Origin of the sequence: Pseudomonas sp. URMO17WK12:I7, from assembly GCF_003269045.1 — a bacterium.
Lineage (GTDB): Bacteria > Pseudomonadota > Gammaproteobacteria > Pseudomonadales > Pseudomonadaceae > Aquipseudomonas > Aquipseudomonas putida_J.
The window spans coordinates 108421-133978 of the sequence record NZ_QLTL01000003.1; the positions used below are offsets into that span (position 1 = coordinate 108421).

Here is a 25558-nt window from a genome sequence, read left to right on the forward strand (position 1 = left end):
CTCACTCCAGGAACAGACAAGCAGGTTGTTCGAGCAGGCCGCGCACGGCCTGGATGAACTGCGCGGCATCCATGCCATCGACCACCCGGTGGTCGAAGGAGCTGGACAGGTTCATCATCTTGCGCACGACGATCTGGCCGTCGATCACCACCGGCCGCTCGACGATGCGGTTGACGCCGACGATCGCCACTTCCGGGGTGTTGACCACCGGGGTGCTGACGATGCCGCCCAAGGCGCCGAGGCTGGTCAGGGTGATGGTCGAGCCGCTCAGCTCTTCACGGCTGGCCTTGTTGCTGCGTGCGGCGTTGGCCAGGCGTGAGATCTCGCCGGCGTTGGCCCACAGGCTGGCGGCTTCGGCATGGCGCAGCACCGGTACCATCAGGCCGTTGTCGCCCTGGGTGGCGATGCCCACATGCACCGCACCGTGGCGGGTGATGACTTGGGCTTCGTCGTCGTAGGTGGCGTTGATCTGCGGGAAGTCGCGCAGGGCCACGACCAGGGCGCGGACCAGGAATGGCAGCAGGGTCAGCTTGCCGCGCGTGTTGCCGTGCTTGGCGTTGAGCTGCTGGCGCAGGGCCTCCACGGCGGTGACGTCGATCTCTTCCACGTAGCTGAAGTGCGCGACCCGGCGCTTGGCGTCCTGCATGCGCTGGGCGATCTTGCGGCGCAGGCCGATCACCTGTACTTGCTCGCTGTCGGTGCGCTTGGCATAGCCACTCTGCGCCTGGCCGGCCGGGCTGTGCGGCTTGCTCATGAAAGCGTCGAGGTCTTCGTGCAGGATGCGCCCGGCCGGGCCGCTGCCATGCACGTAACGCAGCTCGATGCCGGCATCCAGGGCGCGCTTGCGCACCGCCGGCGAGGCCAGCGGCTTGTCGCCCGGTTGGCGCGGCACGATCGGTGCTTCGACGTGATGCTCGGGTGCCTGGTACGTCACAGGCTGTGGCGCTTTCGCTTCTGGCTGGGGCGCAGCGGGTGCAACGGGCGCGCTGTGCGCTTGCACAGGTTCGGCCTGTGGCACATCCACATGGTTGCCGCTGCCTTCCACTTCGATGCGGATCAGCTCGCTGCCCACCGCCATCACTTCACCAGGCTGGCCACCCAGAGCCAGCACCTTGCCGCTGACCGGCGAAGGGATTTCCACGGTAGCCTTGTCGGTCATGACATCGGCCACCACCTGGTCCTCGGCGATCACGTCGCCGACCTTGACGAACCATTCCACCAACTCGACCTGCGCGATGCCTTCGCCAATGTCCGGCATCTTGATGACGTGCGTGCCCATTCAGACCTCCATGACCCGTTTCAATGCCGCGCCTACCCGCGAAGGGCCTGGGAAATAAGCCCATTCCTGTGCGTGGGGGTAGGGGGTGTCCCAACCGGTGACGCGCTCGATCGGTGCTTCGAGGTGATGGAAGCAGTGCTCCTGCACCAGCGACACCAGTTCGGCGCCGAAACCGCAGGTGCGGGTGGCTTCATGCACGACCACGCAGCGGCCGGTCTTCTTCACCGACTCGACAATGGTCTCCAGGTCCAATGGCCAGAGGCTGCGCAGGTCGATGACTTCGGCGTCGACGCCGGTCTCCTCGGCGGCCACCTGGGCCACGTAGACCGTGGTGCCGTAGGTCAGCACGGTGACATCGTTGCCAGGGCGGGTAATCGCCGCCTTGTCCAGCGGCACGGTGTAGTAGCCATCCGGCACGGCGCTTTGCGGGTGTTTCGACCAAGGCGTGACAGGGCGATCGTGGTGGCCGTCGAACGGGCCGTTGTACAGGCGCTTGGGCTCGAGGAAGATCACCGGGTCGTCGCATTCGATCGAGGCGATCAGCAGGCCCTTGGCGTCGTACGGGTTGGACGGCATGACCGTGCGCAGGCCGCAGACCTGGGTGAACATCGCTTCCGGGCTCTGGCTGTGGGTCTGGCCGCCGTAGATGCCGCCGCCGCAGGGCATGCGCAGGGTCAGCGGGGCGATGAATTCGCCGGCCGAGCGGTAGCGCAGGCGGGCCATTTCCGAGACGATCTGGTCGGAGGCCGGGTAGAAGTAGTCGGCGAACTGGATTTCCACCACCGGGCGCAGGCCGTAGGCGCCCATGCCCACGGCGGTGCCGACGATGCCGCTTTCCGAGATTGGGGCGTCGAACACCCGCGACTTGCCGTACTTGGTCTGCAGGCCTTCGGTGCAACGGAACACGCCGCCGAAGTAGCCGACGTCCTGGCCGTAGATCACCACATTGTCGTCGCGCTCGAGCATGACATCCATGGCCGAGCGCAGGGCCTGGATCATGGTCAGTGTGCTGGTGGCCATGGCGGTTTCCGGGTTGATGCTGTTGTTGTGATCGTTCATCTCAGACCCCCAGTTCCTGGCGCTGACGGCGCAGGTGGTCAGGCATTTCCTTGTACACGTCCTCGAACATCGAAGCCGCGCTCGGGATGTGGCCGTTGGCCAGGGTGCCGTACTGTTCCGCTTCCTTCTGCGCGGCGATGACCGCGGCTTCGAACTCGGCGGTAGTGGCCTGGTGTTCTTCCTCGGACCAGTGGCCGATCTTGATCAGGTGCTGCTTCAGGCGGGCGATCGGGTCGCCCAGCGGGAAGTGGCTCCAGTCATCGGCCGGGCGGTACTTGGACGGGTCGTCCGACGTGGAGTGCGGGCCGGCACGGTAGGTCACCCACTCGATCAGCGATGGGCCCAGGCCGCGGCGGGCTCGTTCGGCGGCCCAGCGCGAGGCGGCGTACACGGCGACGAAGTCGTTGCCGTCGACCCGCAGCGAGGCGATGCCACAACCCACGCCACGGCCGGCGAAGGTAGTCTGTTCGCCACCGGCAATGGCCTGGAAGGTGGAGATGGCCCACTGGTTGTTGACCACGTTGAGGATCACCGGGGCGCGGTAGACGTGGGCGAAGGTGAGGGCGGTATGGAAGTCCGACTCGGCGGTGGCGCCGTCACCGATCCAGGCCGAGGCGATCTTGGTATCGCCCTTGATCGCCGAGGCCATGGCCCAGCCGACTGCCTGCACGAACTGGGTCGCCAGGTTGCCGCTGATGGTGAAGAAGCCGGCTTCGCGCACCGAATACATGATCGGCAGCTGGCGGCCCTTGAGCGGGTCGCGTTCGTTGGACAGCAGCTGGCAGATCATCTCCACCAGCGACACGTCGCGGGCCATGAGGATGCTCTGCTGGCGGTAGGTGGGGAAACACATGTCGCTGCGGTTGAGCGCCAGCGCCTGGGCACTGCCGATGGCTTCCTCGCCCAGGCTCTGCATGTAGAAGGACATCTTCTTCTGGCGCTGGGCAACCACCATGCGGCTATCGAAGATGCGCGTCTTGAGCATCGCGCGCATGCCTTGGCGGAGGATCTGCGGGTCGATGTCCTCGGCCCATGGGCCTTGGGCATTGCCTTGCTCGTCGAGCACGCGGACCAGGCTATAGGACAGGTCGGCGGTGTCGGCAGCATCGACATCGATCGGGGGTTTACGGACTTTACCCGCGTCGTTCAGGCGCAGGTAGGAGAAATCGGTCTGGCAGCCTGGCCGGCCGGTGGGCTCGGGCACATGCAAACGCAGGGGGGCGTACTCGTTCATGCTTTTTACGCTCGCTCGGATGTTGTTTTTGTGAGCTCTGAAGCGGCCGCCGCTGAGTACCGGCTTGTGACTGGTAGGTCAGCGTCTTTTACATCTTAGTGGGAGGGCAGGAGAATTTTTCTCTCAAGTTGATTGCCTTTGTCTGACGGGGGAGATAAACATTCCGGATAAACACAAAAAACCGGTGAATTTGTCTCATGCGCAAGCTCGATCGTACCGATATCGGCATTCTCAACAGCCTTCAGGACAACGCACGCATCACCAACGCCGAACTTGCCCGTTCGGTAAACCTGTCGCCGACGCCGTGTTTCAACCGGGTCAAGGCAATGGAAGAGTTGGGGGTGATTCGCCAGCAGGTGACCCTGCTGTCGCCAGAGGTGCTGGGGCTGGATGTGAATGTGTTCATCCATGTCAGCCTGGAGAAGCAGGTCGAGCAGGCGCTGCATCGCTTCGAGGAAGAGATCGCCGAACGGCCGGAGGTGATGGAGTGCTACCTGATGACTGGCGACCCGGACTACCTGCTGCGGGTGCTGTTGCCGAGCATTCAGGCGCTGGAGCGGTTTCTCGATTACCTGACACGGTTGCCGGGGGTGGCCAACATCCGTTCGAGCTTTGCCCTCAAGCAGGTGAGGTATAAGACGGCGTTGCCGTTGCCTTCCAATGGCATGACCTTGCGCGAATAGTGTTTGCGTGTGCCGGCCTTTTCGCGGGTAAACCCGCTCCCACAGGTACTGCACAAGCCTCAGGCATTGTGTGATCCCTGTGGGAGCGGGTTTACCCGCGAAGAGGCCGGCACAGGCAATACAGAGGGTGCTTGATATTTTAAACACCCCAAGCCTATGTTGTTGTCAGCCTATAACAACAAGGACAAGCGTCATGACCACCGCCGCCCACCGCTCGCCTGCCGAGCTCCTCCAGGGCATTGACCAGATCGAATGCGTCACCCCCGACCTCAATGGCGTCCCGCGCGGCAAGGTGATGACCGCCGAGGGTTTCCTCGAAGGCCGCCGCCTGCAGATGGCCCGGGGGGTGTTGCTGCAATGCATCATGGGCGGCTACCCGCCGGCGCGCTTCTATGGCAGCGACGACGGTGACCTGGCGCTGGTCGCGGAACCTGCGCAGATCCACCGCCTGCCATGGAGCGAGGAGGGCCTGGCGCTGGCTATCTGTGACGCCAACGAGCTCGATGGCCGGCCATCGGGGCTGTCCACGCGAGGGCAGCTCAAGGCTGTAATCGCCCGTTACGCTGCCCTGGGCCTGGCGCCGGTGGTGGCAACCGAGCTGGAGTTCTTCGTCTTCGCCCCCAACACCGACCCGCGGCAACCGTTCCTGCCGCCGGTTGGCAAGGATGGCCGCCGCGAGCTTGGCCATTCGGCGTTCAGCGTCAGCTCCAACAACGGCCTGCGCCCGTTCTTTCAGGAGGTCTACCAGTGCATGGCGGCCCTGGGCCTGCCGCGCGATACCTTCATGCATGAAATGGGCGTGAGCCAGTTCGAGATCAACCTGTTGCACGGCGACCCGCTGCTGCTGGCCGACCAGACCTTCCTGTTCAAGCACCTGCTCAAGGAAGTGGCGCTAAAGCACGGCCTGAGCGTGGTGTGCATGGCCAAGCCGCTGGCGCATACCCCGGGCAGCTCCATGCACATTCACCAAAGCCTGGTGGAAATCGCCAGCGGGCGTAATGTGTTCAGCGACGAGCAGGGCCAGCCGACCGATGCCTTCTACCACTTCATCGGCGGCCAGCAGGCGTGCATGGCCGACTTCACTGCGCTGTTCGCGCCCAACGTCAACGCCTACCAACGGCTGTGCCACCCGTACGCATCGCCGAACAATGCCTGCTGGTCCGAAGACAACCGTGCTGCCGGCTTGCGCATTCCAGCCAGTGCCCCCGTGGCGCGGCGGGTCGAAAACCGCCTGCCCGGCGCCGATGCCAACCCTTACCTGGCCATCGCTGCCAGCCTGGCCGCCGGCCTGCATGGCATCGAGCAGCGCCTGCAGCCAACCCCGGCGATCCAGGGCGAATTCGAGGTGCCGGAGCATCTGAGCCTGCCGTGCACCCTGCATGCGGCCCTCGAACGCCTCAAGCGCAGTGCGTTGGCCCGGGAACTGTTCGGCAGCGAATTCATCGACGGCTACATTGCCAGCAAGACCCTGGAACTGACGGATTTCTTGAACGAGATCTCGCCGTGGGAGCGGCGCGTGCTGGCCGCGCAGGTCTGATCGCGACACGACCGGCACTGGACGCGCCCCTGTCTGGCTATTTGTCTGGCAGGGGACTGCGCCCTGGCCAATTTGCTTTTATGCTTGCCAGCAAGCCAACGCCACCTGACCAGGGAGTTCGACGGGACGTATGCGAAACATCTGGAAGCCCTTTCAGTCGTTGTATTTCGCCGCCTTGATGATGTTGATCGGTTCCGGCCTGCTCAGCACCTACCTGGCGCTGCGCCTGGCGGCCGACCATGTCGACAGCTTGTGGGTAGGTGCGTTGATGGCGGCCAACTACTTTGGCCTGGCCGTGGGCGGCAAGGTCGGCCACCGGCTGATTGGCCGGGTAGGGCATATCCGTGCCTACGCCACCTGTGCCGGTATCGTCGGCGCAGCGGTGCTGGGCCATGGCCTGACCAGCTGGTTGCCGGTGTGGGTGGGGCTACGGATGATCGTCGGCCTGGGGATGATGTGCCAGTACATGGTCATCGAAAGCTGGCTCAACGAGCAGGCCGATGCCAAGCACCGTGGTGCAGTGTTCAGCGGCTACATGATCGCCTCCTACCTGGGGCTGGTGCTTGGCCAACTGATCCTGGTGGTGCATCCCGAGCTCGGCCCTGAACTACTGATGCTGGTCGCCATGTGCTTTGCACTGTGCCTGGTGCCGGTGGCCATGACCCGTCGCATTCACCCGGCCCCCCTGCGCCCGGCGCCGATGGAGCCGAAGTTCTTTATAAAGCGGGTGCCGCAGTCACTTAGCACGGTGCTGGGGTCGGGGCTGATCGTCGGCTCGTTCTACGGCCTGGCGCCGCTGTATGCCTCCAGCCAGGGGCTGTCCACCGAGCAGATCGGTCTGTTCATGGGTAGCTGCATCTTTGCCGGCCTGCTGGTGCAGTGGCCGTTGGGCTGGTTGTCCGACCGCTACGACCGGGCGGTGCTGATCCGCAGCGTGGCGGTGGGCTTGGCACTGGCGGCGGCGCCGCTGGCGATTCTGCCTAGCGTGCCGCTGGAACTGCTGTTCGGCATCGGCTTTGTGATTTCGCTGCTGCAGTTCTGCCTGTATCCGCTGGCGGTCGCCTTCTCCAATGACCATGTGGAAAGCGAACGGCGCGTTTCACTGACCGCGATGCTGCTGGTCACCTATGGCGTGGGGGCGTGCATCGGGCCGTTGGCGGCGGGTGTGTTGATGAAGGTGCTGGGCTCGCAGATGCTGTACGCCTTTTTCGTCTTCTTCGCGCTGGTGCTGGTATGGCGGATCCGGCCTAAAGCGGTTACCGGCCTGCATCAGGTACAAGACGCACCGCTGGGCCACGTGGCCATGCCGGCGGCAGGTTCGCCGTTGTCGGCGGCGCTCGACCCGCGGGTGGACGAGCAGACTGTGCAAGATGTTATGCAGACGCCGGTTGCGGCTGAGGATACTGAAGACGAGCAGGTGGCGAGTGGGGAGGGGACAGCGCCCGAACAGACGGCTAGCCAGCCGATGTGAGCACGTGGGTAAGGTGCTCACAGGCTGACTCTGCAGGGCTCGGATTACTCGACCTCGATGTTGCGCAGCCTGAACCGTAGTATTTCTCCATCAGCGGATCCGGCGTACAAATTTTTGGTATTCGCCCGGTCGTTCGCAACCGCTACGCGATAGCCGTATTTATCCCGCAGATAAAAATCTATCTTGTCGGCGCTGTTTATATCGCCATCCCACTCTTCCAGGGGTTGAACTTTCCAATAGTGTAAGTCCAGCGTGTTCTTGACCACATTTACCGGACTCAGGTTATCTGTAATCCTGCCTATTAGGCCGGTACCATACAGGCCAAGGCGGTCGGCATTGTCTTTGTCAAGCCTGGCCCATTTGAATTCAAGTGTTTCGCCTGCCGTGATTTGATAAATGACACGGTTTTCTTCCGATCTGATGTATTCAAAGTGAAACTTCATAGGGATGAGGTTGTTGCGTTTGCCAGGGTGGTGGCAAAGCCAGCCATTGGTGAAGCCGGTGAGGGGAAGCAACACCTCAGATTTTGTTCCTAACGTGCCGTAGCTTGTGACCAAGACTTGCCCGTGTTGGCTGTGCAACTCTGCAGTAAAGTTAGAGCGAATCATTATGATCTCCGAATGACCCATGCCCTGGTGGGGCGGAGCGGTGATCGTAATAAAGCGGAGGTCAATGTATCAGCTGGAAACGGTGGGTGGGTAAAAAGCGATGCGCCGCGCGCGCCCTGCGATCAGATGTAATCGTCAGGGGCCGGTTTCGGTGTCAGCGTCCTCAGGCGTCAGGTGAGCTGAATGTCGTGCAAGCGGAACGTGAGGATTTCTCCGTCGTTATCACCGGCGCGCAGGAACTTGCCTTTGATGCTGCCGATAAGAGGATCATTCATTGCTTCGCAAACCCGGTAGCCGTGCCTGTCGCGCAGATTGAAATCCACGCTGGCGGCACTGGTGACTTCTCCATCCCAGTCCTGCAGCGGCTCGACTTTCCAGTAGTGACGCTCCAGTAGCTTCACAGGGTTGAGAGCATCGACAATTGTGCCCAAGGTGTGAGTGCCATACAGCCCCAGCCAGTCGAATTTATTGGCTTCAAGTCGAGCGCCTTCATAGGCTCCAGCACCGGTAGCTGTAAGGCTGTAGTGCACATAGTTATCTGTAGCCTTGAGGAACTGGAATTGAAACCTGACAGGTACGAATGTCCCTATCCGTTCAGGTTGATTGTGGCAGAGCCATCCACTGTCTTCGTTCTCCAGCGGGGCGTAGATCAGTGGGACGCCTGCCGAGGTTTCGATTACTCCCACGTGGCCATGTTGACTGTGAAGTTCGGCAGTGAAGTGGGAACGGATCATGTTGGGCCTCTACGCTTGAATGCCCTGAAACAGGGCGACGCAGAAATCCTATTTAGGCAAGGGGGGGATCCAGAAGCGGGAAGGTCTTCCTTGAACGCATAGGGCGCAACCTGCACGCCCAGCACGCCTGGGCCGGTATGCTGGGAATGATTGCGGCTAAACGATCAGTAATCGTCTTTATCGAACCGCCGCGCTTCACGCTGCAGCTGGTACACGAAGCTTTCGATCTTGCGCTGCGCCTGGCCATTGAGGTTATGGAAGCGCACGCCGGCGAAGGTGGTGTTGATCCGCTCTTCATAGTGCAAGTGGCGCAGCTCGACCATGGTGTCGACCAGCCCCAGCGGGTTGCTGGCCTTGAAGCGTTCGTACACCTGGCCCAGTTGCAGGCAGTTCTCGACGTTGCCCTCGAAACGCAGCTTGCAGCCAGTGGCGGAAATGTCCAGCAGCTTGCCGCGCAGGGCGCCGTTGCCCTTGAGGAAACTGCCGTCGAGGATGATGTCGACCAGTTGCGACAGCTTCAGCGCGGCACGGAAGGCGTTGCGGCGCTGGTGGTAGGTCATCTCTTCCGGCATCGCGCCGCGGTAGCAGCGGTGCCCGTCGACTTCGCTGATCTTCAGTTCGTGATTGCATTCCCAGGCGATGCGCACGCCGTCGTGGAAGCCTTCAACGCGGAACGGTTCGCCGTTCTCGATGAATTTTTCGCCATCGCGCGGGATCATTTCGTCCAGTGCCAGGGTATTGCTGTCACGGTCCACATGCACCACATAGCTCTGGAACCGCTGGCTGCGCTCGTGGAAGGTGATGATCAGTGGATCATGGCTTTCTTGCAGCTGGCGCAGGTTGGCCGCGATCTCCAAGGGCGTGTTCAGCACCTTTGGCGGTTGCGGGGCATCGGTTTCATTGAACACGGGTTTTCAATCTCCAGGCAAAAACGACACACGCAAGTAACGGCATTTTGCCAGTATGTTCCGTGCCTTGATAGAAGTAATCACACTTGGCTGAGCGCCCGGGGCTTGGCAAGTGGGGAAGTGGTGCCACGGCTGTCATAGAGCGATGGTGCTTCACCGCCCTGGAGGATTCTGATCTGGTTTGCCGTGACGTGCTGCTGCACCTGAATGATCCGGCCATTGGCCTCGTTGGTCTTCTGGCAGTCGTTCATCAGCTGGTTCAGCACTTCGAGCTGCTGCATGATTAGCTCGCCGTTGTCCGACTGCGCCGCCAGTGCCTGCACACCGGCGCGATTGGCGCTGAGGCCGAGGCTGGTGAGCAGGTTGCTGCGGCGCATGCCTTGCTGCTCGAGCAGGACGATAAGCGACTGCTTGCGGGCCAGGATGCCCTCCAGCGGTGCCATGTCGCGGCCGTGCAGGGCCATCGACTCCTGCTGGAGGAGGTCGAGCAGTTCCTGGGTCGGGGCGATGTCGTCTTCGATCAGTTGCAGCAAGGTGATGTCGTGCATGGCTAACTCTTGGCTTTACATAGCGTCCGTGAAGTCAGCGCGCCGAACGGTCAGCGCTGGGCTTCGAAATCGAGCAGTTTGCTGGCGACCCGGCCGGCATCGACCTGGTAGCTGCCGTCTGCGATAGCCTGTTTCAACTGCGCCACTCGGGCACTGTTGACGACGGGCTGGTCGCGCAGCTTGTCGCTGACCTTTTGCAACTGCTGGGCCTCTTGGCTGAGGTGTACCGCTTCTCCGCTGGCGCTGGCGCTTTTTGGCGCGTCTTGGGTTTCGCCGGTTTTTTCGGCGTTGCCAGGCGTGGCATTGCCACGAACGCCGCCCGTAACCGACGGAGAGTTATTCAAACGACTGAAGTCGATGACCATGATCAGAAACCTCTGGGTATTTGGACGCTTGCCTTGTTTTCGGCCAACCCGAAAGAAACTTTAGGCACAAATGCTTAGCCGCCTGTCAGCAAGCTCGCGAACCCGTTTCCGCACAGTTTAGGAAAAGCAGTTGCACACCGCCAGCGTAATCTACATGGCGACCTCGACCTGGCCGGGGCCTGTGACCCGGGCTTTGACTACCCGCTGCGAATTGAGGTTGCGCACGCGGATCTGCTCACCCTGGCCACCCTTGGCCAAGGCTTCGCCAGGCATGCGCACGCTCAGGGAGCCGCTGCGCGCGGTGATCACCACATGATCGCCCTTGCGCACCACCTCGGCTTGCTCCAGGTGCTGCGGCGTGAGGACCTGGTCGAGCACCGTCGGGCGCAGCATCTTCATGCCAACCGCCTGGTCGAGGTCGGTGAGAAAACCCTGGGGCAATGTGCCGACGTCGCGTTCGCGCAGGGCCACGTCGCCCTCGCCGATGAGGTTGTCGCGCTTGAGTGGGCGGGTCACCACCACCACGTCGCGGAACAACCGTACGGTGGCCGGCACGAAAATCGTCCACGGTGCGCTGCCGTCGCAGCGCACTCGCACGGTAACCCGGCCCAGTGGTTGCGCCGGGCTTTCCAGCGAGGCGTCCAGCTGCTGGCTGCACAGCGGCATGCGCAGGCGCGGGTCGAGCGGGTTGACCTGGATTTCGTAACGCCCTGGGGTCTGGGTGGTGGCCAGGTAATCTTCGACGCTGAATTCAAGAAACCCTTGGGTGACACCGATAAGCTGTTCAGGCAAGGTAACCGCGTCCGCCAGCGTGCGAACGCCGGGTGCCAGCAGGCACAGCACGGCGAGCGAGCCGCTCAGCAGGTGCGTCAGTCGTCGGAAATTTGTCGTTTTCGTGTACATGGCGCTCAAAAAAGCAAAGCCCGTGCCGACTTGGTGACCATGTAGCACCAAAAAGGCAGAAAGCATAAGGAGTCAGGCATGGCGGGGGTAATGGATTCAGTCAACCAGCGCACACAGCTGGTCGGGCAGAATCGCCTGGAGTTGCTGCTGTTCCGTCTCAACGGGGCGCAGCTTTACGGCATCAACGTATTCAAGGTCCGCGAGGTGCTGCAGTGCCCTGAGCTGACCGTGCTGCCCAGGTCGCACCCGGTGGTGCGAGGCGTGGCTAACATTCGCGGGGCGACCATCCCGATCCTCGACCTGTCGATGGCGACCGGCCTGCCAGGGTTGCAGGAAGACACGCGCAACAGTTTCGTGATCATCACCGAGTACAACACCAAGACCCAGGGCTTTCTGGTGCACTCTGTCGAGCGCATCGTCAACATGAACTGGGAAGAGATTCATCCGCCACCCAAGGGTACCGGCCGCGATCATTACCTGACCGCCGTCACCCGGGTCGACAACCGCATGGTCGAGATCATCGACGTGGAGAAGGTGCTGGCCGAAGTGGCGCCGTCGTCCGAGTCGGTGTCTGCCGGAGTGGTCGATGCCGAGGTGCAGGACAAGGCCACGCTGCTGCGGGTGTTGACCGTCGACGATTCGTCGGTGGCGCGCAAGCAGGTCAGCCGTTGCCTGCAGACGGTGGGTGTGGAAGTGGTGGCGCTCAACGATGGCCGGCAGGCTCTGGACTACCTGCGCAAGCTGGTGGACGAGGGCAAGAAGCCCGAAGAAGAGTTCCTGATGATGATCTCCGACATTGAGATGCCGGAAATGGACGGCTATACGCTGACCGCGGAGATCCGAAGTGACCCGCGCATGCAAAAATTGCACATCTGCCTGCATACTTCGTTGTCCGGAGTATTCAACCAGGCGATGGTCAAGAAGGTCGGGGCCGATGATTTCCTGGCCAAGTTCAAGCCGGACGACTTGGCCCAGCGCGTGGTCGACCGGATCAAGGCAACGCATTGAAGCAGCCGGGGGCATGCCCCCGGCACCAGTGATTGAAAAGAGGCGGCAGTAGTGTCTACGGGTAATTTGGAGTTCGAACAGTTCAGGGTCTTCCTGGAAAAAGCCTGTGGCATCCTGCTGGGGGAGAATAAGCAGTACCTGGTTTCCAGCCGTCTCAACAAGCTGATGGAACAGCAGGGCATCAAGAGCCTGGGCGAGCTGGTGCAACGTATCCAGACCCAGCCGCGGGGCGGTCTGCGCGAGCAGGTGGTGGATGCGATGACCACCAACGAGACCCTATGGTTTCGCGATACCTACCCGTTCGAAGTGCTGAAGAACAAGGTCATCCCCGAGTTCATCAGGAACAATCCCGGCCAGCGCCTGCGCATGTGGTCGGCGGCCTGCTCGTCGGGGCAGGAGCCTTACTCGATTTCGATGGCCATCGACGAGTTCGAGCGCAGCAACCTGGGCCAGTTGAAGATGGGGGCGCAGATCGTTGCCACCGACCTGTCCGGCTCGATGCTGACCAACTGCAAGACCGGTGAGTACGACAGCCTGGCAATTGCCCGTGGCCTGTCCCAGGAGCGCCTGCAGCGTTACTTCGACACCAAGGCGCCGGGGCGTTGGGCGGTCAAGCCGGCGATCCGCAGCCGCGTCGAGTTCCGCTCGTTCAACCTGCTCGACAGCTATGCGAGCCTGGGCAAGTTCGACATCGTGTTCTGCCGCAATGTGCTGATCTATTTCTCGGCGCAGGTGAAGAAGGACATCCTGATGCGTATCCACAGCACGCTGAAGCCTGGGGGCTACCTGTTCCTCGGCGCCTCGGAAGCGCTGAACGGGTTGCCGGACCATTACCAGATGGTCCAGTGCAGTCCGGGGATCATCTACCAGGCCAAGTGAGTTTGGGCTGACAGGTGTTCGCCTTGATGCTTTCTGCGCCTATCAGATCGAGCGCCGCCCGCGCGGCGCATCGCGGATAAATCCGCTCCTACATTTGTTGCAACGTGCCGAACCTGTTACGCCATGGTTGCCAGCCTTGGCGCAGGTCTTGAGTCGTGCAAACCGGCTGACAACCTTGGCCTCACAGGCATGGCTACGTTGCAACAAATGTAGGAGCAGATTTATCCGCGATGCGCCGCGCGGGCGGCGCTCGATCTCGAAAACGACACACATCCAACGCCAATCACCCGCGCCCCTCATCTGACGTCAATTTTTTGTTTTGCCCCTTTTGCCGCCCGGCAATTGCCGCTTTCGCTTCGCCAGGCGGAAGCACTTTGCCGCTTTTCTGGCATCGCGCCATCAGTCACCCGCGTCGCAGCCCAGTGTTTCCGGGGTTTGAGGATTCTGGCACAGCCCTTGCTATACCTTGCTCAACGAAATTCCGGCCAACCTTCGAAGGTTTCCCCGACATGAGCATCAGTTTCGACAAGGCGCTTGGCATTCACGAAAAGGCATTGGGCTTCCGCGCCCAGCGCGCCGAAGTGCTGGCCAACAACATCGCCAACGCCGACACGCCCAACTACAAGGCGCGTGACATGGACTTCTCTTCGGTGCTCGCCGCCGAGAGCCAGAAGCAGCAGGGCGGCCGCTTCGCCATGGACCGCACCAACAGCCGCCACATCGAGGCCGAAGGCCTGGCGATGGCTGATGACACGGTGCAATACCGCGTGCCAACCCAGCCGTCGATCGACCAGAACACCGTGGACGCCCAGATCGAGCAGTCGAACTACACCGAGAACGCCATTGGCTTCCAGGCCAGCTTCACCTTGCTCAACAGTAAATTCAAAGGGCTGGTTTCGGCCCTGCGCGGAGAGTAATTCATGTCCCTTTCCAGTGTTTTCAACATCGCCGGCAGCGGCATGAGCGCGCAGAACACCCGCCTCAACACCGTCGCCTCGAACATCGCCAACGCCGAGACCGTGTCGTCGAGCATCGACCAGACCTACCGTGCGCGCCACCCGGTGTTTGCCACCACCTTCCAGAACGCGCAAAGCGGCGTCAGCCAGTCGCTGTTCGAGGACCAGGGCGAGGCGGGGCAGGGTGTGCAGGTCAAGGGTATCGTCGAAGACCAGAGCAACCTGGAAGCGCGCTACGAGCCCAACCACCCGGCGGCGAACAAGGACGGCTACGTCTACTACCCGAACGTCAACGTGGTCGAGGAGATGGCTGACATGATCTCTGCCAGCCGTGCGTTCCAGACCAACGCCGAGCTGATGAACACCGCCAAGAACATGATGCAGAAAGTACTGACCCTGGGTCAGTGATAAGGAATCCAGACCATGGCAGTCGATAGCAGCAGCGGTGTGAACCTCAACGACGTCATCGCGGCGTCCGGTGTCAGCTCCAGCACCAAGAAAACCTCCACGACCAGTTCCGCGACCGGTGGTCAGGCCCTGGGCAAGGATGCGTTCCTGCAGTTGCTGGTCACCCAGATGCAGAACCAGAACCCGCTGGATCCGCAGGACAACAGCGAATTCGTCGCCCAGCTGGCGCAGTTCAGCAGCCTTGAAGGCATTACTTCGCTGAACGAGTCGGTCAGTGCGATCACCAGTGCCATGGCCTCGTCGCAGGCGCTGCAGGCATCTTCGCTGGTGGGTCGTTCGGTGATCGTGCAGAACGACAAGGCGATCGTCGATACCGCTGACAGCTTCAATGCACAGTTTGTAGTGCCGCAGGCCATCAGCGAAGCGAAGGTCACCATCACCGACAAGGATGGCAACACCGTCAAGACCATCGAGCTGGGCGAGCAGAAGGCCGGTTACGGCGACTTCATCTGGGATGGCACCAATAACAAGGGCGAGAAAGTCGACCCGGGTACCTACACCTTCACTGCCACCACCACGGTGGACGGCAAGGCGGTGCAGATGAATACCTTGCTGCCAGCCAAGGTCACCAGTGTCAGCTTCAACACCACCGGCGAGATGGTGCTGAACCTGGCGGGCGTGGGTAAGGTTTCCCTGTCCGACGTACAAACCATCGGTATCTAAGGCCGACAGAACGGCAAAAAGGAGCAACAGCATGTCTTTCAATATCGGCCTTAGCGGTCTGTACGCAGCCAACAAGCAGCTGGACGTTACCGGCAACAACATTGCCAACGTCAACACCACTGGCTTCAAATCCTCGCGCGCCGAATTCGCCGACGTGTACGCCGGCGCCAACCGCCTGGGCGTGGGCAAGAACCAGGTCGGCAACGGTGTGCGCCTGGCGGCGATTTCCCAGCAGTTCAGCCAGGGTGACGTCAACAACACCGGCAACGTGCTGGACATGGGTATCCAGGGCCAGGGCTTCTTCGTGCTGTCCGACAACGGTGCGCGCGTGTACACCCGTGCCGGCGCCTTCCAGAACAGCAAGGACAACTACGTGGTCACCTCGGACGGTTTGCGTCTGCAGGGCTATGCCGCTGACGAGAACGGCAACATCAAGCGCGGCGTGCTGACCGACCTGAAGATCGATACCTCGTCGCTTGCGCCAAAGGCCACTACCCTGATCGACCAGGGCATCAACCTGAACTCCGAAGCGACCATCATCCCGCTGCCAGGAGCCACCCCTGCCGGCCCAACGTTCGACCCGGCGGATGACACCACCTACACCAAGTCTTTCCCGACCAAGGTGTACGACAGTCAGGGTAACGAGCACACCATGGAGCAGTTCTACCGCAAGACCGGTACGAACCAGTGGACCATGTACACCCTGGTAGACGGTCGCAACCCGATGGACCCGACTTCCACTGCGCCGCTGGAAGCGACCATGTCCTTCAACTCCGACGGTAGCGTGGCGTCCATGGCCACCGACCCGGCCAGCATTCCGCCGGGTGCTCCGGCCAACGCCGAGTGGGCGGTGACCAACAACACCTTTACCCTCAAGGGCTGGATCCCGGCCGCCAAGGACGCAGCAGGCAACTGGGCCTCCAACGGTTCGGCCGAGAGCGCCAACGGCATGCGCCTGTCGATGAACAGCACCAGCTCGTACAACACCGAGACCGCGCGCATGTCGCAGTCCCAGGATGGTTATGCCACCGGTATCCTGTCGAGCCTGTCGATCGACTCCACCGGCGTGATGTTCGCCAGCTTCAGCAACCAGCAGTCTCGCGCCATCGGCCAGGTGGCCCTGGCCAGCTTTGCCAACGAGCAGGGGCTGCAGCAAATTGGCGGCACGCGCTGGACCGAAACCTATTCTTCGGGCATTCCCGGCATCGACTCGCCGAAGACTGGCACCCTGGGTAGCGTTGAGTCCAACTCGCTGGAAGCTTCGAACGTCAACCTGACCCAGGAGCTGGTCGAGTTGATCAAGGCGCAGAGCAACTACCAGGCGAACGCCAAGACCATCTCCACCGAAAGCACCATCATGCAGACCATCATCCAGATGACCTGATGGTCGCTGGGTAGGGGGCTGCTGCGCAGCCCTTTCGCGACACAAGGCCGCTCCCACAGGATTACGCGGTGCCTGGCAGGAGCGGCCTTGTGTCGCGAAAGGGGCGCAAAGCGCTCCCGGCGACTTGGAGGAAGCATGCACAAACTGGTCATCACGCTGATCGCCGCTTTCTGCCTGTACCAGGCCCAGGCCGGCACCGCGCCCTGGTGGCGCTGGGAAAGCCAGGCGGATGGCCGGCTGGTGTGCTCGCAGTGGTCGCCGGGTGATGGCTGGAGGAAATTCGCCGGCCCTTACAGCAATGGCGGTTGCCGCGAGCCCTGATTCACCTGTACCGGCCTCTTCGCGGCTTGCCCGCGAAGAGGCCGGTACAGGTTTGCCGCTATCGGCAACCCGGCGCCGGATATCCGGCGGCACGCCAATCGCAAAACCCCGAAAAGGCCCGTATTCACGGGCTTTTTCGTGAATTCAAAAAGTTGGTTCGGAACTTGCTTTAGAGCCTGCACAGCAGCGGCGAGCGGCAAACGATCGTCAGTGCAGCGGAGGATGACTGTGGACAAGATGCTTTACGTGGCCATGACCGGCGCCAGCCAGAACGCGCTGGCGCAGAAGGCCCATGCCAACAACCTGGCGAACGTTTCCACCAATGGCTTTCAGCGCGACCTGGAGCAGGCTCGCTCGATGCCTGTGTTCGGTGACAGCTTTCCGTCGCGGGCATTTGCCATGACCGAACGCCCGGCCACCGACTTCAGCGAAGGGCCGATGGTCGAGACCGGGCGTGACCTGGACGTGGCCGTGGCCGGGCAGGGCTTCATCGCCGTGCAGGCGCCGGATGGCAGCGAAGCCTACGTGCGCACCGGCAGCCTGAACATCGATGCCCTTGGCGTGCTGCGCGCCGGCAACGGCATGCCGGTAATCGGCAACGGTGGCCCGATTGCCATTCCGCCAGAGCAGAAGGTCGAGGTCGGTGCCGACGGCACCCTCAGCATCCGCTCGATGGGCGAAGACCCGCGGGTGATGGCCGAGGTCGACCGCATCAAGCTGGTCAACCCGGACATCAAGAGCATGACCAAGGGCCTGGACGGGCTGATCCACACACAGAACGGCCAACCGGCTGCCGCCGACGTCAATGTGCGTGTGGTGTCGGGCTTCCTCGAAGGCAGCAACGTCAACGCCGTGGAAGAAATGACCTCGGTGCTGGCGCTGTCCCGCCAGTTCGAGCTGCACGTGAAAATGATGAACGCGGCCAAGGAAGGCGATGAAGCCATGGCGCGTGTTTTGCAAATCGGCTAACCAACTTTGAACGGGTGCCGTAAAACAGGCGCACGAGGAGAATACTGATGCTTCCGGCTCTTTGGGTCGCTAAAACCGGCCTGTCCGCCCAGGACACCAACCTGACCGTCATTTCCAACAACCTGGCCAACGTCTCGACCACCGGATTCAAGCGTGACCGCGCCGAGTTCGCCGACCTGCTGTACCAGATCAAGCGTCAGCCAGGCGCGCAGTCGACCCAGGACAGCGAGCTGCCATCGGGCCTGCAAGTCGGTACCGGTGTGCGCATTGTCGGCACCCAGAAGAACTTCCAGACCGGCAGCCTGCAGACCACCGAAAACCCGCTGGACATGGCGGTCAACGGCCGTGGCTTCTTCCAGGTGCTGCAGCCGGACGGCACCGTTTCGTACACCCGTGACGGTACCTTCCACCTGAACTCCGATGGCCAGATCGTCACCGCCCAGGGCTTTGCCCTGGAGCCTGCGATCGTGGTGCCGAACGACGCCCAGACCTTCACTGTCGGCCAGGACGGCACCGTGTCGATCACCACCGCCGGCAACCCGGCTGCCCAAGTCATCGGCAACCTGCAGACCGCCGACTTCATCAACCCGGCCGGCCTGCAGGCGATTGGTGACAACCTGTTCCTGGAAACCGCTGCCAGTGGCGCGCCACAGGTCGGTACCCCTGGCCTGAACGGCTTCGGCACCACCCTGCAGCAGACCCTGGAAAACTCCAACGTCAGCACCGTGGAAGAGCTGGTGAACATGATCACCACCCAGCGCGCCTACGAGATGAACTCCAAGGTCATCTCCACCGCCGACCAGATGCTGTCGTTCGTCACTCAGCAGCTCTAAAGCCCGGCAGTTGCAAGCCCTGGTCCAGGTTCTACTCCCGTTACACCGTGAGGTAAGTGTCATGAAGCGTCTGTTGTCTGTGTTCGCCCTGGGGGGGGCGGTTGTGTTGGCAGGTTGCGTCGCGCCGACGCCGAAGCCGAACGACCCGTACTATGCGCCGGTTCTGCCGCGCACCCCGCTGCCGGCCGCAGCCAACAACGGTTCGATCTACCAGGCCGGTTTCGAGCAGGGCCTGTACACCGACCGCAAAGCGTTCCGCGTGGGTGACATCATCACCATCACCCTCAACGAACGCACCTCGGCGAGCAAGAACGCAGGCTCGCAGATCCAGAAGAACAGCAAGGCTGACATCGGCCTGACTTCGCTGTTTGGCTCCAACCCGAACACCAACAACCCGTTTGGCAGCGGCGACCTGTCGCTGGAAGCGGGTTACAGCGGTGACCGCACCACCAAGGGCGACAGCAAGGCCACCCAGGGCAACACCCTGACCGGCTCGATCACCGTTACTGTCGCCGAGGTGCTGCCCAACGGCATCATCGCCGTGCGCGGCGAGAAGTGGATGACCCTGAACACCGGTGAAGAACTGGTGCGTATCGCCGGCCTGATCCGCGCCGACGACATCGCCACCGACAACACTGTGCCGTCCACCCGCGTGGCCGATGCGCGCATCACCTATTCGGGCACCGGTTCGTTCGCCGATGCCAGCCAGCCCGGCTGGCTGGACCGCTTCTTCATGAGCCCGCTTTGGCCCTTCTGAGTACGGATGAACATGTTCAACGTTAGGCAGCTGATTGCCGCGACCCTGCTCCTGTCCTGCGCGTTCGGTGCCCACGCCGAGCGCCTGAAGGACATTGCCAGCATCTCTGGTGTGCGTTCCAACCAGTTGATCGGCTATGGCCTGGTGGTGGGGCTCAACGGCACGGGTGACCAGACCACCCAGACGCCGTTCACCCTGCAGACCTTCAACAACATGCTGTCGCAGTTCGGCATCAAGGTGCCGCCAGGCTCCGGCAACGTGCAGCTGAAGAACGTCGCCGCGGTATCGGTGCATGCCGACCTGCCGGCGTTCGCCAAGCCGGGCCAGGTGGTGGACATCACCGTTTCGTCGATCGGCAACTCCAAGAGCCTGCGCGGCGGCAGCCTGCTGATGACCCCGCTCAAGGGCATCGACGGCAACGTCTACGCCATCGCCCAGGGCAACCTGGTGGTCGGCGGCTTCGATGCCGAAGGTCGTGACGGCTCGAAGATCACCGTCAACGTTCCGTCGGCCGGCCGTATTCCTGGCGGTGCCTCGGTCGAGCGCGCCGTGCCGAGCGGCTTCAACCAGGGCAACAGCCTGACCCTTAACCTCAACCGCCCGGACTTCACCACGGCCAAGCGCATCGTCGACAAAGTCAACGACCTGCTCGGCCCTGGTGTGGCCCAGGCCGTGGACGGCGGCTCGGTGCGCGTCACCGCGCCGATGGACCCGAGCCAGCGCGTCGACTACCTGTCGATCCTCGAAAACCTCGAGATCGACCCGGGCCAGGCCGTGGCCAAGGTCATCATCAACTCGCGCACCGGCACCATCGTCATCGGCCAGAACGTCAAGGTCTCGCCGGCGGCGGTGACCCACGGCAGCCTGACCGTGACCATTACCGAAGACCCGATCGTCAGCCAGCCGGGGCCATTCTCCAATGGCCAGACGGCGGTGGTTCCGCGCTCGCGGGTCAATGCCGAACAGGAAGCCAAGCCGATGTTCAAATTCGGCCCGGGGACCACGCTGGATGAGATCGTCCGCGCGGTGAACCAGGTCGGCGCGGCACCGGGCGACCTGATGGCCATCCTTGAAGCATTGAAACAGGCCGGCGCCTTGCAGGCCGACCTGATCGTGATCTGAGGACGCCACGGATGAATTCGAAAAGCCTGGTCTCCAGTCACGCCGACAGCGGTGCCTACACCGACCTCAACCGCCTGAGCTCGCTCAAGCACGGTGATCGCGACAGTGACGCCAACGTGCGCAAGGTGGCCCAGGAGTTCGAGTCGCTGTTCATCAGCGAAATGCTCAAGGCCTCGCGCAAGGCCAGCGATGTGCTGGCCGACGACAACCCGATGAACTCCGAGACGGTCAAGCAGTACCGCGACATGTACGACCAGCAGCTGGCCGTGAGCATGTCCCGCGAAGGTGGCGGTATCGGCCTGCAGGACGTGCTGGTGCGCCAGCTGTCGAAGAACAAGAGCACCCCGGCCAACACCAGCCCGTTCCCGCGTGTCGATGGCGCCGCGCCGACGTTGTGGGGCAACAAGGTGGCCGACCCGGTGCATGCCACCCAGTCCACGGCCGCACGCAACGACGTCGCTGCCCTCAATTCGCGGCGCCTGGCGCTGCCAGGCAAGCTGACCGACCGCCTGTTGGCCGGTATCGTGCCCTCGGCCACCAGCCCGGCCGCTGCCACCAATACCGCTGCCGTGCCAGCCCGTGACGGGCAGCAGTTGGCCAAGGCCATCGCCATCCCGGACAACGGCCTGCGCATCACCGGCCGCGCCGTGGCGCAGCCGCCGTTGGCGCCGAAGAAGGCCTTTGCCGACAGCGACGAATTCGTCGCCACCATGCTGCCGATGGCCGAGCAGGCCGCCAAGCGCATTGGTGTTGACCCGCGTTACCTGGTGGCTCAGGCCGCCCTGGAAACCGGCTGGGGCAAGTCGGTCATGCGCAACAGTGACGGTAGCAGCAGCCACAACCTGTTCGGCATCAAGGCCAGTGGCAACTGGGAAGGAGATTCGGCGCGGGCGATCACCAGCGAATTCCGTGACGGGCGGTTCGTCAAGGAGACGGCAGCGTTCCGTTCCTATGATTCGTACCAGGACAGTTTCCACGACCTGGTGAGCCTGCTGCAGAACAATTCGCGCTATCAAGATGCGGTGAAGTCGGCCGATAACCCAGAACAATTCGTGCGAGAACTGCAAAAGGCCGGGTACGCCACCGACCCGAACTACGCCAGCAAGATCTCGCAGATCGCAAGACAGATGAAGTCGTACGAGAGCTACGCAATGCTCGGTACCACAACGAAACTTTAAGGGTATGGAACCATGGCGAGTCTGATCAATATTGGCATGTCGGGACTGTCGGCCTCCCAGGCGGGCCTGCATACCACCGGCAACAACATCGCCAACGCCGATGTCGCCGGCTATTCCCGCCAGCAGAACGTCCAGCGAGCCAAGGGTTCGCTCCAGGAAGGCCAGGTATTCATGGGCACCGGCACCACCCTGGGCGATGTCCGTCGGGTGTACAACGCCTTCCTGGATGCTCAGTTGCAGACCGCCACCTCGCTCAACAGCGACAGCACCGCCTACCTGAACCAGGTCACGCCGCTCAACAACTTGCTGTCCGACAGCAACACCGGTATCACCGGCGCGCTGACCAACTTCTTCTCTGCCCTGCAAAGCGCCGCCAACAAGCCGACCGAGGATGCCTCGCGCCAGCTGTTGCTGAGTAATGCCCAGGCCCTGGCCAGCCGCTTCAACAGCCTTTCTGCCCAGTTCAAGGAGCAGAACAGCAACATCAACGGCAACCTCAGCTCGATGACCTCGCGGATCAACGAACTGACTTCCAACATTGCCCAATTGAACGATCAGATCTCCAGGGTCTCGGCAAACACAGGCCAGCCGAACGACCTGCTCGACCAGCGCAACGAGGCAGTGCGCCAGCTCAACGAGTTGGTGGGCGTGCAGACCGTCGAGCGTGACGGCAGCATCGACGTCTACCTGAAGAACGGCCAGTCGCTGGTGCTGGGCAAGACCACCAACAAGATGAGCGCCGAGCCAAGCGCCACCGACCCGACGCAGTTCTCGGTCAAGCTCGATCGTGGCAGCACCACCATGGATGTCACCAGCAGCATCAGCGGTGGCGAAATGGGCGGCCTGCTGCGCTACCGCAGCGAAACCCTGGCACCGGCGATGAACGAGTTGGGCCGTATCGCGCTGGTGGTGTCGCAGCAGATCAACTCGCAGCTCGGCCAGGGCATCGACAAGAATGGTGACTTCGGCGCGGCGCTGTTTGGTGACATCAACAGCGACAAGGCCATGTCCGCGCGCAGCACGCCCAAGGCCGGCAACACCGGCAGCGCCGCGCTGAACGTTGTCATCCGTGACACCGGCAAGCTGAGCACCAGTGACTACCAGGTGACCTTCGTCGGCCCGGGCGCAGACAAGTATCAGGTCAAGAAGCTGCCTGACGGCACCGACATGGGCACCTACAGCACCAATGACGACCCGGCGCCGGTGATCGACGGCTTCAGCCTCGACCTCAAGAGCGGTACCGCGGCGGTGGGCGACAGCTTCAAGATCACCCCGACGCGCAATGCTTCGGCGGAGATCGGCGTGGTGCTGACCGACGCCAAGCGCCTGGCGCTGGCCGCGCCGCTGACCGCCACCTCGGGCAGCGGCAATACCGGTACCGGTGTGATTGCCCAGCCGGTGCTGACTTCGGTGCTGGATATCGCCGACCCGGCTCAGCGCCAGGAGCTGCAGACCGGCATCAAGTATTCCACGCCCGTGCGCCTGGTGTTCGGCAACGAAACCACCTCGCCGCAGAGCTACGAAGCCTTCGATGCCAAGGGCAACAGCATTGGCACCGGTACCTTCGTCCCGGGGCAGAGCAACACCCTGAAGTTCGATGTGCCGATGGTCGACTCCGCAGGCAACCCGATCAACGATGCCAATGGCAACCAGAAGTCATTCAGCTTCGAAATGGATGTCGCCGGCGCCCCCAAGGACGGCGACAGCTTCACCGTGTCGCTGACTGGCGCCGGTTCTTCGGACAACCGCAACGCGCTGTCCCTGCAAGAGCTGCAGACCAAGCAGACCATGGACATCGGTTCGACCAAGGGTATCAGCATCACCGATGCCTACGGCAAGCTGGTGGAAAACGTCGGGGCACAGGCCAAGCAGGGCCAGATGGATTCCCAGGCGACCGGCGTCATCCTGACCCAGGCAACCGGCGCCCGTGATTCGGTGTCGGGTGTGCAGCTGGATGAAGAAGCCGGCAACCTGGTCAAGTACCAGCAGTACTACACGGCCTCGTCGCAGATCATCAAGGCGGCGCAGGAAATCTTCAACACCCTGATCGCCGCGCTTTAAGGAGTCTTGACCCATGCGTATTTCCACGGCCCAGTTCTATGCGTCCAGCGCGGCAAACTACCAGCGCAACTATTCCAACGTGATCAAGACCAACGAGGAGGCCAGCTCCTTCGTGCGCGTCAACACCGCAGCCGATGACCCGGTGGGGGCAGCGCGCCTGCTGCAGCTGGGCAACCAAGCCGACATGCTGGCGCAGTACAAGACCAACGCCACCAACATCACCAACTCGCTGAACCAGACCGAGACCACGCTCAACTCGATCAACACCATCCTGACCCGGGTGAACGAGCTGGCGCTGGAGTCGGGCAACGCCGGCTATACCGACACCGAACGCAAGGCCAAGGCGGCCGAACTGGGCCAACTGGAAGACCAGCTGCTGAGCCTGATGAACAGCCGCGACGAGAACGGCCAGTACCTGTTCGCCGGGTCCAAGACCGACACCGCGCCGTTCGTGCGCAATGCCGATGGCACCTACACCTACCAGGGCGACCAGACCCAGCAAGAGCTGCAGGTCGGCGACATGCTCAAGATGGCCGGCAACAGCTCCGGTTACAGCGTGTTCGAGCAGGCCCTGAACACCAGCCGCACGTCCACCAGCATGACCGCGCCGGCAGTGGATGACGGCAGGGTGAAACTGTCCAATGGCCAGGTCTCGGGTAGCGTGACCTACAACGACCGCTTCAGAAGTGGCCAGCCGTACACCATCACCCTGCTCAGCAGCACCAAGTTCAGCATCACCGACAGCCAGGGCAACGACGTCACCGCCGAAGCCACCCAGGGTGGCAGCTTCGACCCGAACACCACGGGCGGCTCTATGGTCAGCTTCCGTGGCGTGGACCTGCGCCTGAACATCAACCTGCAGGATGGCGATGTCCCGGACACCGCCGTGGCAGGCCATACCTTCACCCTGCAGAGCAAGCCGGACACCATCACCGCCACCCGCAGCCCAGGCAACCCGTCGAGCGCCCAGGTGTCTTCGATCAACGTCACCGACCAGAGCAAGTACAAGGCGATGTTCCCGAGCGGCGGTGCGGTGATCAAGTTCACCAGCGCCACCGACTTCGAGCTGTATGCCCAGCCGCTGACCGCCGACAGCCGGCCGGTGGCCAGTGGCACCATGGCGGGCAACGTCGCCTCGGCCGCGGGTGTGGACTTCACGTTCAGCAGCACCCCACCGCAACAGTCTGGTGACCAGTACATGGTCAATGTCGACAACCACCAGACCCAGAACGTCCTGGACAGCGTGGCCAAGCTGCGCACCGCCCTGAGCCAGCCGATCGACGGCGACAATGCGGCCTACCAGCAGCTGCGTGCCGACCTGGATTCGGCCATCGCCAACATTCAGAGTGGCCAGGACACGCTCAGCCGCGCCGTTACCGATATCGGTGCGCGGGGCAAGGCGCTGGAGATCCAGCAGAACACCAACGAAAGCCTGAGCATCGCCAACAGCACCACGCAGTCGTCGATCCGCGACTCCGACCCGGCCGAGGTGCTGATCCGCCTTACCCAGCAGAAGACCACGCTCGAAGCCTCCCAGCAGGCGTTTGCGCGAATCAGCCAGCTGAGCCTGTTCAACGCACTCTGAGTGCGCCTGTTGCCGTCCCCTTTCTCCTGACCGGAGGAGGGGGAT

General features: G+C 62.4%; 26 protein-coding genes. 17 read left to right on the forward strand and 9 right to left on the reverse strand.

Annotated features, from left to right (window positions below):
* Position 1 precedes the first annotated feature (1 nt).
* The 3 genes from H040_RS04640 to H040_RS04650 are packed head-to-tail and all read right to left on the reverse strand — an operon-like array spanning position 2 to position 3572.
* The gene (locus H040_RS04640) at positions 2-1279 is read right to left on the reverse strand and encodes a dihydrolipoamide acetyltransferase family protein (RefSeq protein WP_027921129.1); all 1278 of its coding nucleotides are present in this window, start codon (positions 1277-1279) and stop codon (positions 2-4) included.
* Positions 1280-2338: an alpha-ketoacid dehydrogenase subunit beta gene (locus H040_RS04645; protein ID WP_027921130.1), complete on the reverse strand. Its 1059-nt coding sequence runs from the start codon at positions 2336-2338 to the stop codon at positions 1280-1282.
* A 1-nt stretch (position 2339) separates the two neighbouring features.
* A complete protein-coding gene (locus H040_RS04650; protein WP_027921131.1) occupies positions 2340-3572 on the reverse strand; it encodes a 3-methyl-2-oxobutanoate dehydrogenase (2-methylpropanoyl-transferring) subunit alpha in 1233 nt (410 codons plus the stop codon).
* Between the two features lie 197 nt (positions 3573-3769).
* Here H040_RS04650 and bkdR point away from each other — a divergent pair, with 197 nt between their 5' ends.
* From bkdR to H040_RS04670, 3 genes are all read left to right on the forward strand, one after another.
* A complete protein-coding gene (gene bkdR, locus H040_RS04655) occupies positions 3770-4255 on the forward strand; it encodes a Bkd operon transcriptional regulator BkdR (protein ID WP_012315571.1) in 486 nt (161 codons plus the stop codon).
* Positions 4256-4550: 295 nt separating this feature from the next.
* Positions 4551-5792 (forward strand): glutamine synthetase family protein, encoded by a 1242-nt coding sequence (locus H040_RS04665; protein ID WP_177326733.1) that lies wholly within the window; start codon positions 4551-4553, stop codon positions 5790-5792.
* 130 nt (positions 5793-5922) lie between these two features.
* On the forward strand, positions 5923-7263 hold the full coding sequence (locus H040_RS04670) for an MFS transporter (protein WP_027921133.1): 1341 nt from the start codon (positions 5923-5925) through the stop codon (positions 7261-7263).
* Positions 7264-7307: 44 nt separating this feature from the next.
* Here H040_RS04670 and H040_RS04675 read toward each other — a convergent pair whose 3' ends face one another.
* The 6 genes from H040_RS04675 to flgA all read right to left on the reverse strand — a co-directional run bounded on the left by H040_RS04675 (position 7308) and on the right by flgA (position 11329).
* Positions 7308-7871: a hypothetical protein gene (locus H040_RS04675; RefSeq protein ID WP_027921134.1), complete on the reverse strand. Its 564-nt coding sequence runs from the start codon at positions 7869-7871 to the stop codon at positions 7308-7310.
* A 170-nt stretch (positions 7872-8041) separates the two neighbouring features.
* Complete coding sequence (locus H040_RS04680; protein ID WP_027921135.1) at positions 8042-8605, reverse strand: hypothetical protein; 564 nt, start codon at positions 8603-8605, stop codon at positions 8042-8044.
* Between the two features lie 164 nt (positions 8606-8769).
* Positions 8770-9513 (reverse strand): flagellar brake protein, encoded by a 744-nt coding sequence (locus tag H040_RS04685; protein WP_027921136.1) that lies wholly within the window; start codon positions 9511-9513, stop codon positions 8770-8772.
* Between the two features lie 80 nt (positions 9514-9593).
* Positions 9594-10061 (reverse strand): flagella synthesis protein FlgN, encoded by a 468-nt coding sequence (locus H040_RS04690; RefSeq protein WP_027921137.1) that lies wholly within the window; start codon positions 10059-10061, stop codon positions 9594-9596.
* Between the two features lie 50 nt (positions 10062-10111).
* Positions 10112-10426 (reverse strand): flagellar biosynthesis anti-sigma factor FlgM, encoded by a 315-nt coding sequence (gene flgM, locus H040_RS04695; RefSeq protein ID WP_027921138.1) that lies wholly within the window; start codon positions 10424-10426, stop codon positions 10112-10114.
* 150 nt (positions 10427-10576) lie between these two features.
* On the reverse strand, positions 10577-11329 hold the full coding sequence (gene flgA, locus H040_RS04700; RefSeq protein WP_027921139.1) for a flagellar basal body P-ring formation chaperone FlgA: 753 nt from the start codon (positions 11327-11329) through the stop codon (positions 10577-10579).
* 78 nt (positions 11330-11407) lie between these two features.
* Here flgA and H040_RS04705 point away from each other — a divergent pair, with 78 nt between their 5' ends.
* The 14 genes from H040_RS04705 (at position 11408) to H040_RS04770 (ending at position 25513) form a co-directional block, all read left to right on the forward strand.
* Positions 11408-12337, forward strand: a complete 930-nt coding sequence (locus H040_RS04705) for a chemotaxis protein CheV (RefSeq protein WP_027921140.1) — start codon at positions 11408-11410, stop codon at positions 12335-12337.
* Positions 12338-12388: 51 nt separating this feature from the next.
* Positions 12389-13216, forward strand: a complete 828-nt coding sequence (cheR, locus tag H040_RS04710) for a protein-glutamate O-methyltransferase CheR (RefSeq protein WP_027921141.1) — start codon at positions 12389-12391, stop codon at positions 13214-13216.
* A gap of 509 nt (positions 13217-13725) precedes the next feature.
* Entirely contained in the window at positions 13726-14133 is a 408-nt protein-coding gene (gene flgB / locus H040_RS04715) for a flagellar basal body rod protein FlgB (protein WP_027921142.1), read from the forward strand.
* A 3-nt stretch (positions 14134-14136) separates the two neighbouring features.
* Positions 14137-14580 carry a flagellar basal body rod protein FlgC gene (gene flgC / locus H040_RS04720; protein WP_027921143.1) on the forward strand — a complete coding sequence of 148 codons (444 nt, stop codon included), beginning with the start codon at positions 14137-14139 and terminating at the stop codon, positions 14578-14580.
* 15 nt (positions 14581-14595) lie between these two features.
* A complete protein-coding gene (gene flgD / locus H040_RS04725; RefSeq protein ID WP_027921144.1) occupies positions 14596-15303 on the forward strand; it encodes a flagellar hook assembly protein FlgD in 708 nt (235 codons plus the stop codon).
* 31 nt (positions 15304-15334) lie between these two features.
* Positions 15335-16687, forward strand: coding sequence for a flagellar hook protein FlgE (gene flgE, locus H040_RS04730; RefSeq protein WP_027921145.1), 1353 nt, complete (start codon positions 15335-15337; stop codon positions 16685-16687).
* Between the two features lie 135 nt (positions 16688-16822).
* The gene (locus H040_RS04735; RefSeq protein WP_027921146.1) at positions 16823-17008 is read left to right on the forward strand and encodes a hypothetical protein; all 186 of its coding nucleotides are present in this window, start codon (positions 16823-16825) and stop codon (positions 17006-17008) included.
* 228 nt (positions 17009-17236) lie between these two features.
* Complete coding sequence (gene flgF / locus H040_RS04740; RefSeq protein ID WP_027921147.1) at positions 17237-17977, forward strand: flagellar basal-body rod protein FlgF; 741 nt, start codon at positions 17237-17239, stop codon at positions 17975-17977.
* A 47-nt stretch (positions 17978-18024) separates the two neighbouring features.
* Positions 18025-18810 (forward strand): flagellar basal-body rod protein FlgG, encoded by a 786-nt coding sequence (gene flgG, locus H040_RS04745; RefSeq protein ID WP_027921148.1) that lies wholly within the window; start codon positions 18025-18027, stop codon positions 18808-18810.
* Positions 18811-18871: 61 nt separating this feature from the next.
* The gene (flgH, locus tag H040_RS04750; protein ID WP_027921149.1) at positions 18872-19567 is read left to right on the forward strand and encodes a flagellar basal body L-ring protein FlgH; all 696 of its coding nucleotides are present in this window, start codon (positions 18872-18874) and stop codon (positions 19565-19567) included.
* A 12-nt stretch (positions 19568-19579) separates the two neighbouring features.
* On the forward strand, positions 19580-20689 hold the full coding sequence (locus tag H040_RS04755) for a flagellar basal body P-ring protein FlgI (RefSeq protein ID WP_027921150.1): 1110 nt from the start codon (positions 19580-19582) through the stop codon (positions 20687-20689).
* A gap of 11 nt (positions 20690-20700) precedes the next feature.
* Positions 20701-21867 (forward strand): flagellar assembly peptidoglycan hydrolase FlgJ, encoded by a 1167-nt coding sequence (gene flgJ, locus H040_RS04760; protein ID WP_027921151.1) that lies wholly within the window; start codon positions 20701-20703, stop codon positions 21865-21867.
* Positions 21868-21879: 12 nt separating this feature from the next.
* Positions 21880-23928: a flagellar hook-associated protein FlgK gene (gene flgK, locus H040_RS04765; RefSeq protein WP_027921152.1), complete on the forward strand. Its 2049-nt coding sequence runs from the start codon at positions 21880-21882 to the stop codon at positions 23926-23928.
* A 13-nt stretch (positions 23929-23941) separates the two neighbouring features.
* On the forward strand, positions 23942-25513 hold the full coding sequence (locus H040_RS04770; RefSeq protein WP_027921153.1) for a flagellar hook-associated protein 3: 1572 nt from the start codon (positions 23942-23944) through the stop codon (positions 25511-25513).
* Positions 25514-25558 lie beyond the last annotated feature (45 nt).

Bases quoted from the DNA above. Each gene is read 5' to 3' on its own strand.
- flgB (WP_027921142.1), top strand. From the start codon at position 13,726: ATGAGCATCAGTTTCGACAAGGCGCTTGGCATTCACGAAAAGGCATTG.
- flgK (WP_027921152.1), top strand. From the start codon at position 21,880: ATGGCGAGTCTGATCAATATTGGCATGTCGGGACTGTCGGCCTCCCAG.
- bkdR (WP_012315571.1), top strand. From the start codon at position 3,770: ATGCGCAAGCTCGATCGTACCGATATCGGCATTCTCAACAGCCTTCAG.
- H040_RS04705 (WP_027921140.1), top strand. From the start codon at position 11,408: ATGGCGGGGGTAATGGATTCAGTCAACCAGCGCACACAGCTGGTCGGG.
- H040_RS04640 (WP_027921129.1), bottom strand. From the start codon at position 1,279: ATGGGCACGCACGTCATCAAGATGCCGGACATTGGCGAAGGCATCGCG.
- H040_RS04645 (WP_027921130.1), bottom strand. From the start codon at position 2,338: ATGAACGATCACAACAACAGCATCAACCCGGAAACCGCCATGGCCACC.
- flgE (WP_027921145.1), top strand. From the start codon at position 15,335: ATGTCTTTCAATATCGGCCTTAGCGGTCTGTACGCAGCCAACAAGCAG.
- flgG (WP_027921148.1), top strand. From the start codon at position 18,025: ATGCTTCCGGCTCTTTGGGTCGCTAAAACCGGCCTGTCCGCCCAGGAC.
- flgC (WP_027921143.1), top strand. From the start codon at position 14,137: ATGTCCCTTTCCAGTGTTTTCAACATCGCCGGCAGCGGCATGAGCGCG.
- H040_RS04650 (WP_027921131.1), bottom strand. From the start codon at position 3,572: ATGAACGAGTACGCCCCCCTGCGTTTGCATGTGCCCGAGCCCACCGGC.
- H040_RS04690 (WP_027921137.1), bottom strand. From the start codon at position 10,061: ATGCACGACATCACCTTGCTGCAACTGATCGAAGACGACATCGCCCCG.
- flgH (WP_027921149.1), top strand. From the start codon at position 18,872: ATGAAGCGTCTGTTGTCTGTGTTCGCCCTGGGGGGGGCGGTTGTGTTG.
- H040_RS04755 (WP_027921150.1), top strand. From the start codon at position 19,580: ATGTTCAACGTTAGGCAGCTGATTGCCGCGACCCTGCTCCTGTCCTGC.
- H040_RS04675 (WP_027921134.1), bottom strand. From the start codon at position 7,871: ATGATTCGCTCTAACTTTACTGCAGAGTTGCACAGCCAACACGGGCAA.
- H040_RS04735 (WP_027921146.1), top strand. From the start codon at position 16,823: ATGCACAAACTGGTCATCACGCTGATCGCCGCTTTCTGCCTGTACCAG.
- flgJ (WP_027921151.1), top strand. From the start codon at position 20,701: ATGAATTCGAAAAGCCTGGTCTCCAGTCACGCCGACAGCGGTGCCTAC.
- flgD (WP_027921144.1), top strand. From the start codon at position 14,596: ATGGCAGTCGATAGCAGCAGCGGTGTGAACCTCAACGACGTCATCGCG.
- H040_RS04670 (WP_027921133.1), top strand. From the start codon at position 5,923: ATGCGAAACATCTGGAAGCCCTTTCAGTCGTTGTATTTCGCCGCCTTG.
- H040_RS04665 (WP_177326733.1), top strand. From the start codon at position 4,551: ATGACCGCCGAGGGTTTCCTCGAAGGCCGCCGCCTGCAGATGGCCCGG.
- flgM (WP_027921138.1), bottom strand. From the start codon at position 10,426: ATGGTCATCGACTTCAGTCGTTTGAATAACTCTCCGTCGGTTACGGGC.
- H040_RS04770 (WP_027921153.1), top strand. From the start codon at position 23,942: ATGCGTATTTCCACGGCCCAGTTCTATGCGTCCAGCGCGGCAAACTAC.
- H040_RS04680 (WP_027921135.1), bottom strand. From the start codon at position 8,605: ATGATCCGTTCCCACTTCACTGCCGAACTTCACAGTCAACATGGCCAC.
- flgA (WP_027921139.1), bottom strand. From the start codon at position 11,329: ATGTACACGAAAACGACAAATTTCCGACGACTGACGCACCTGCTGAGC.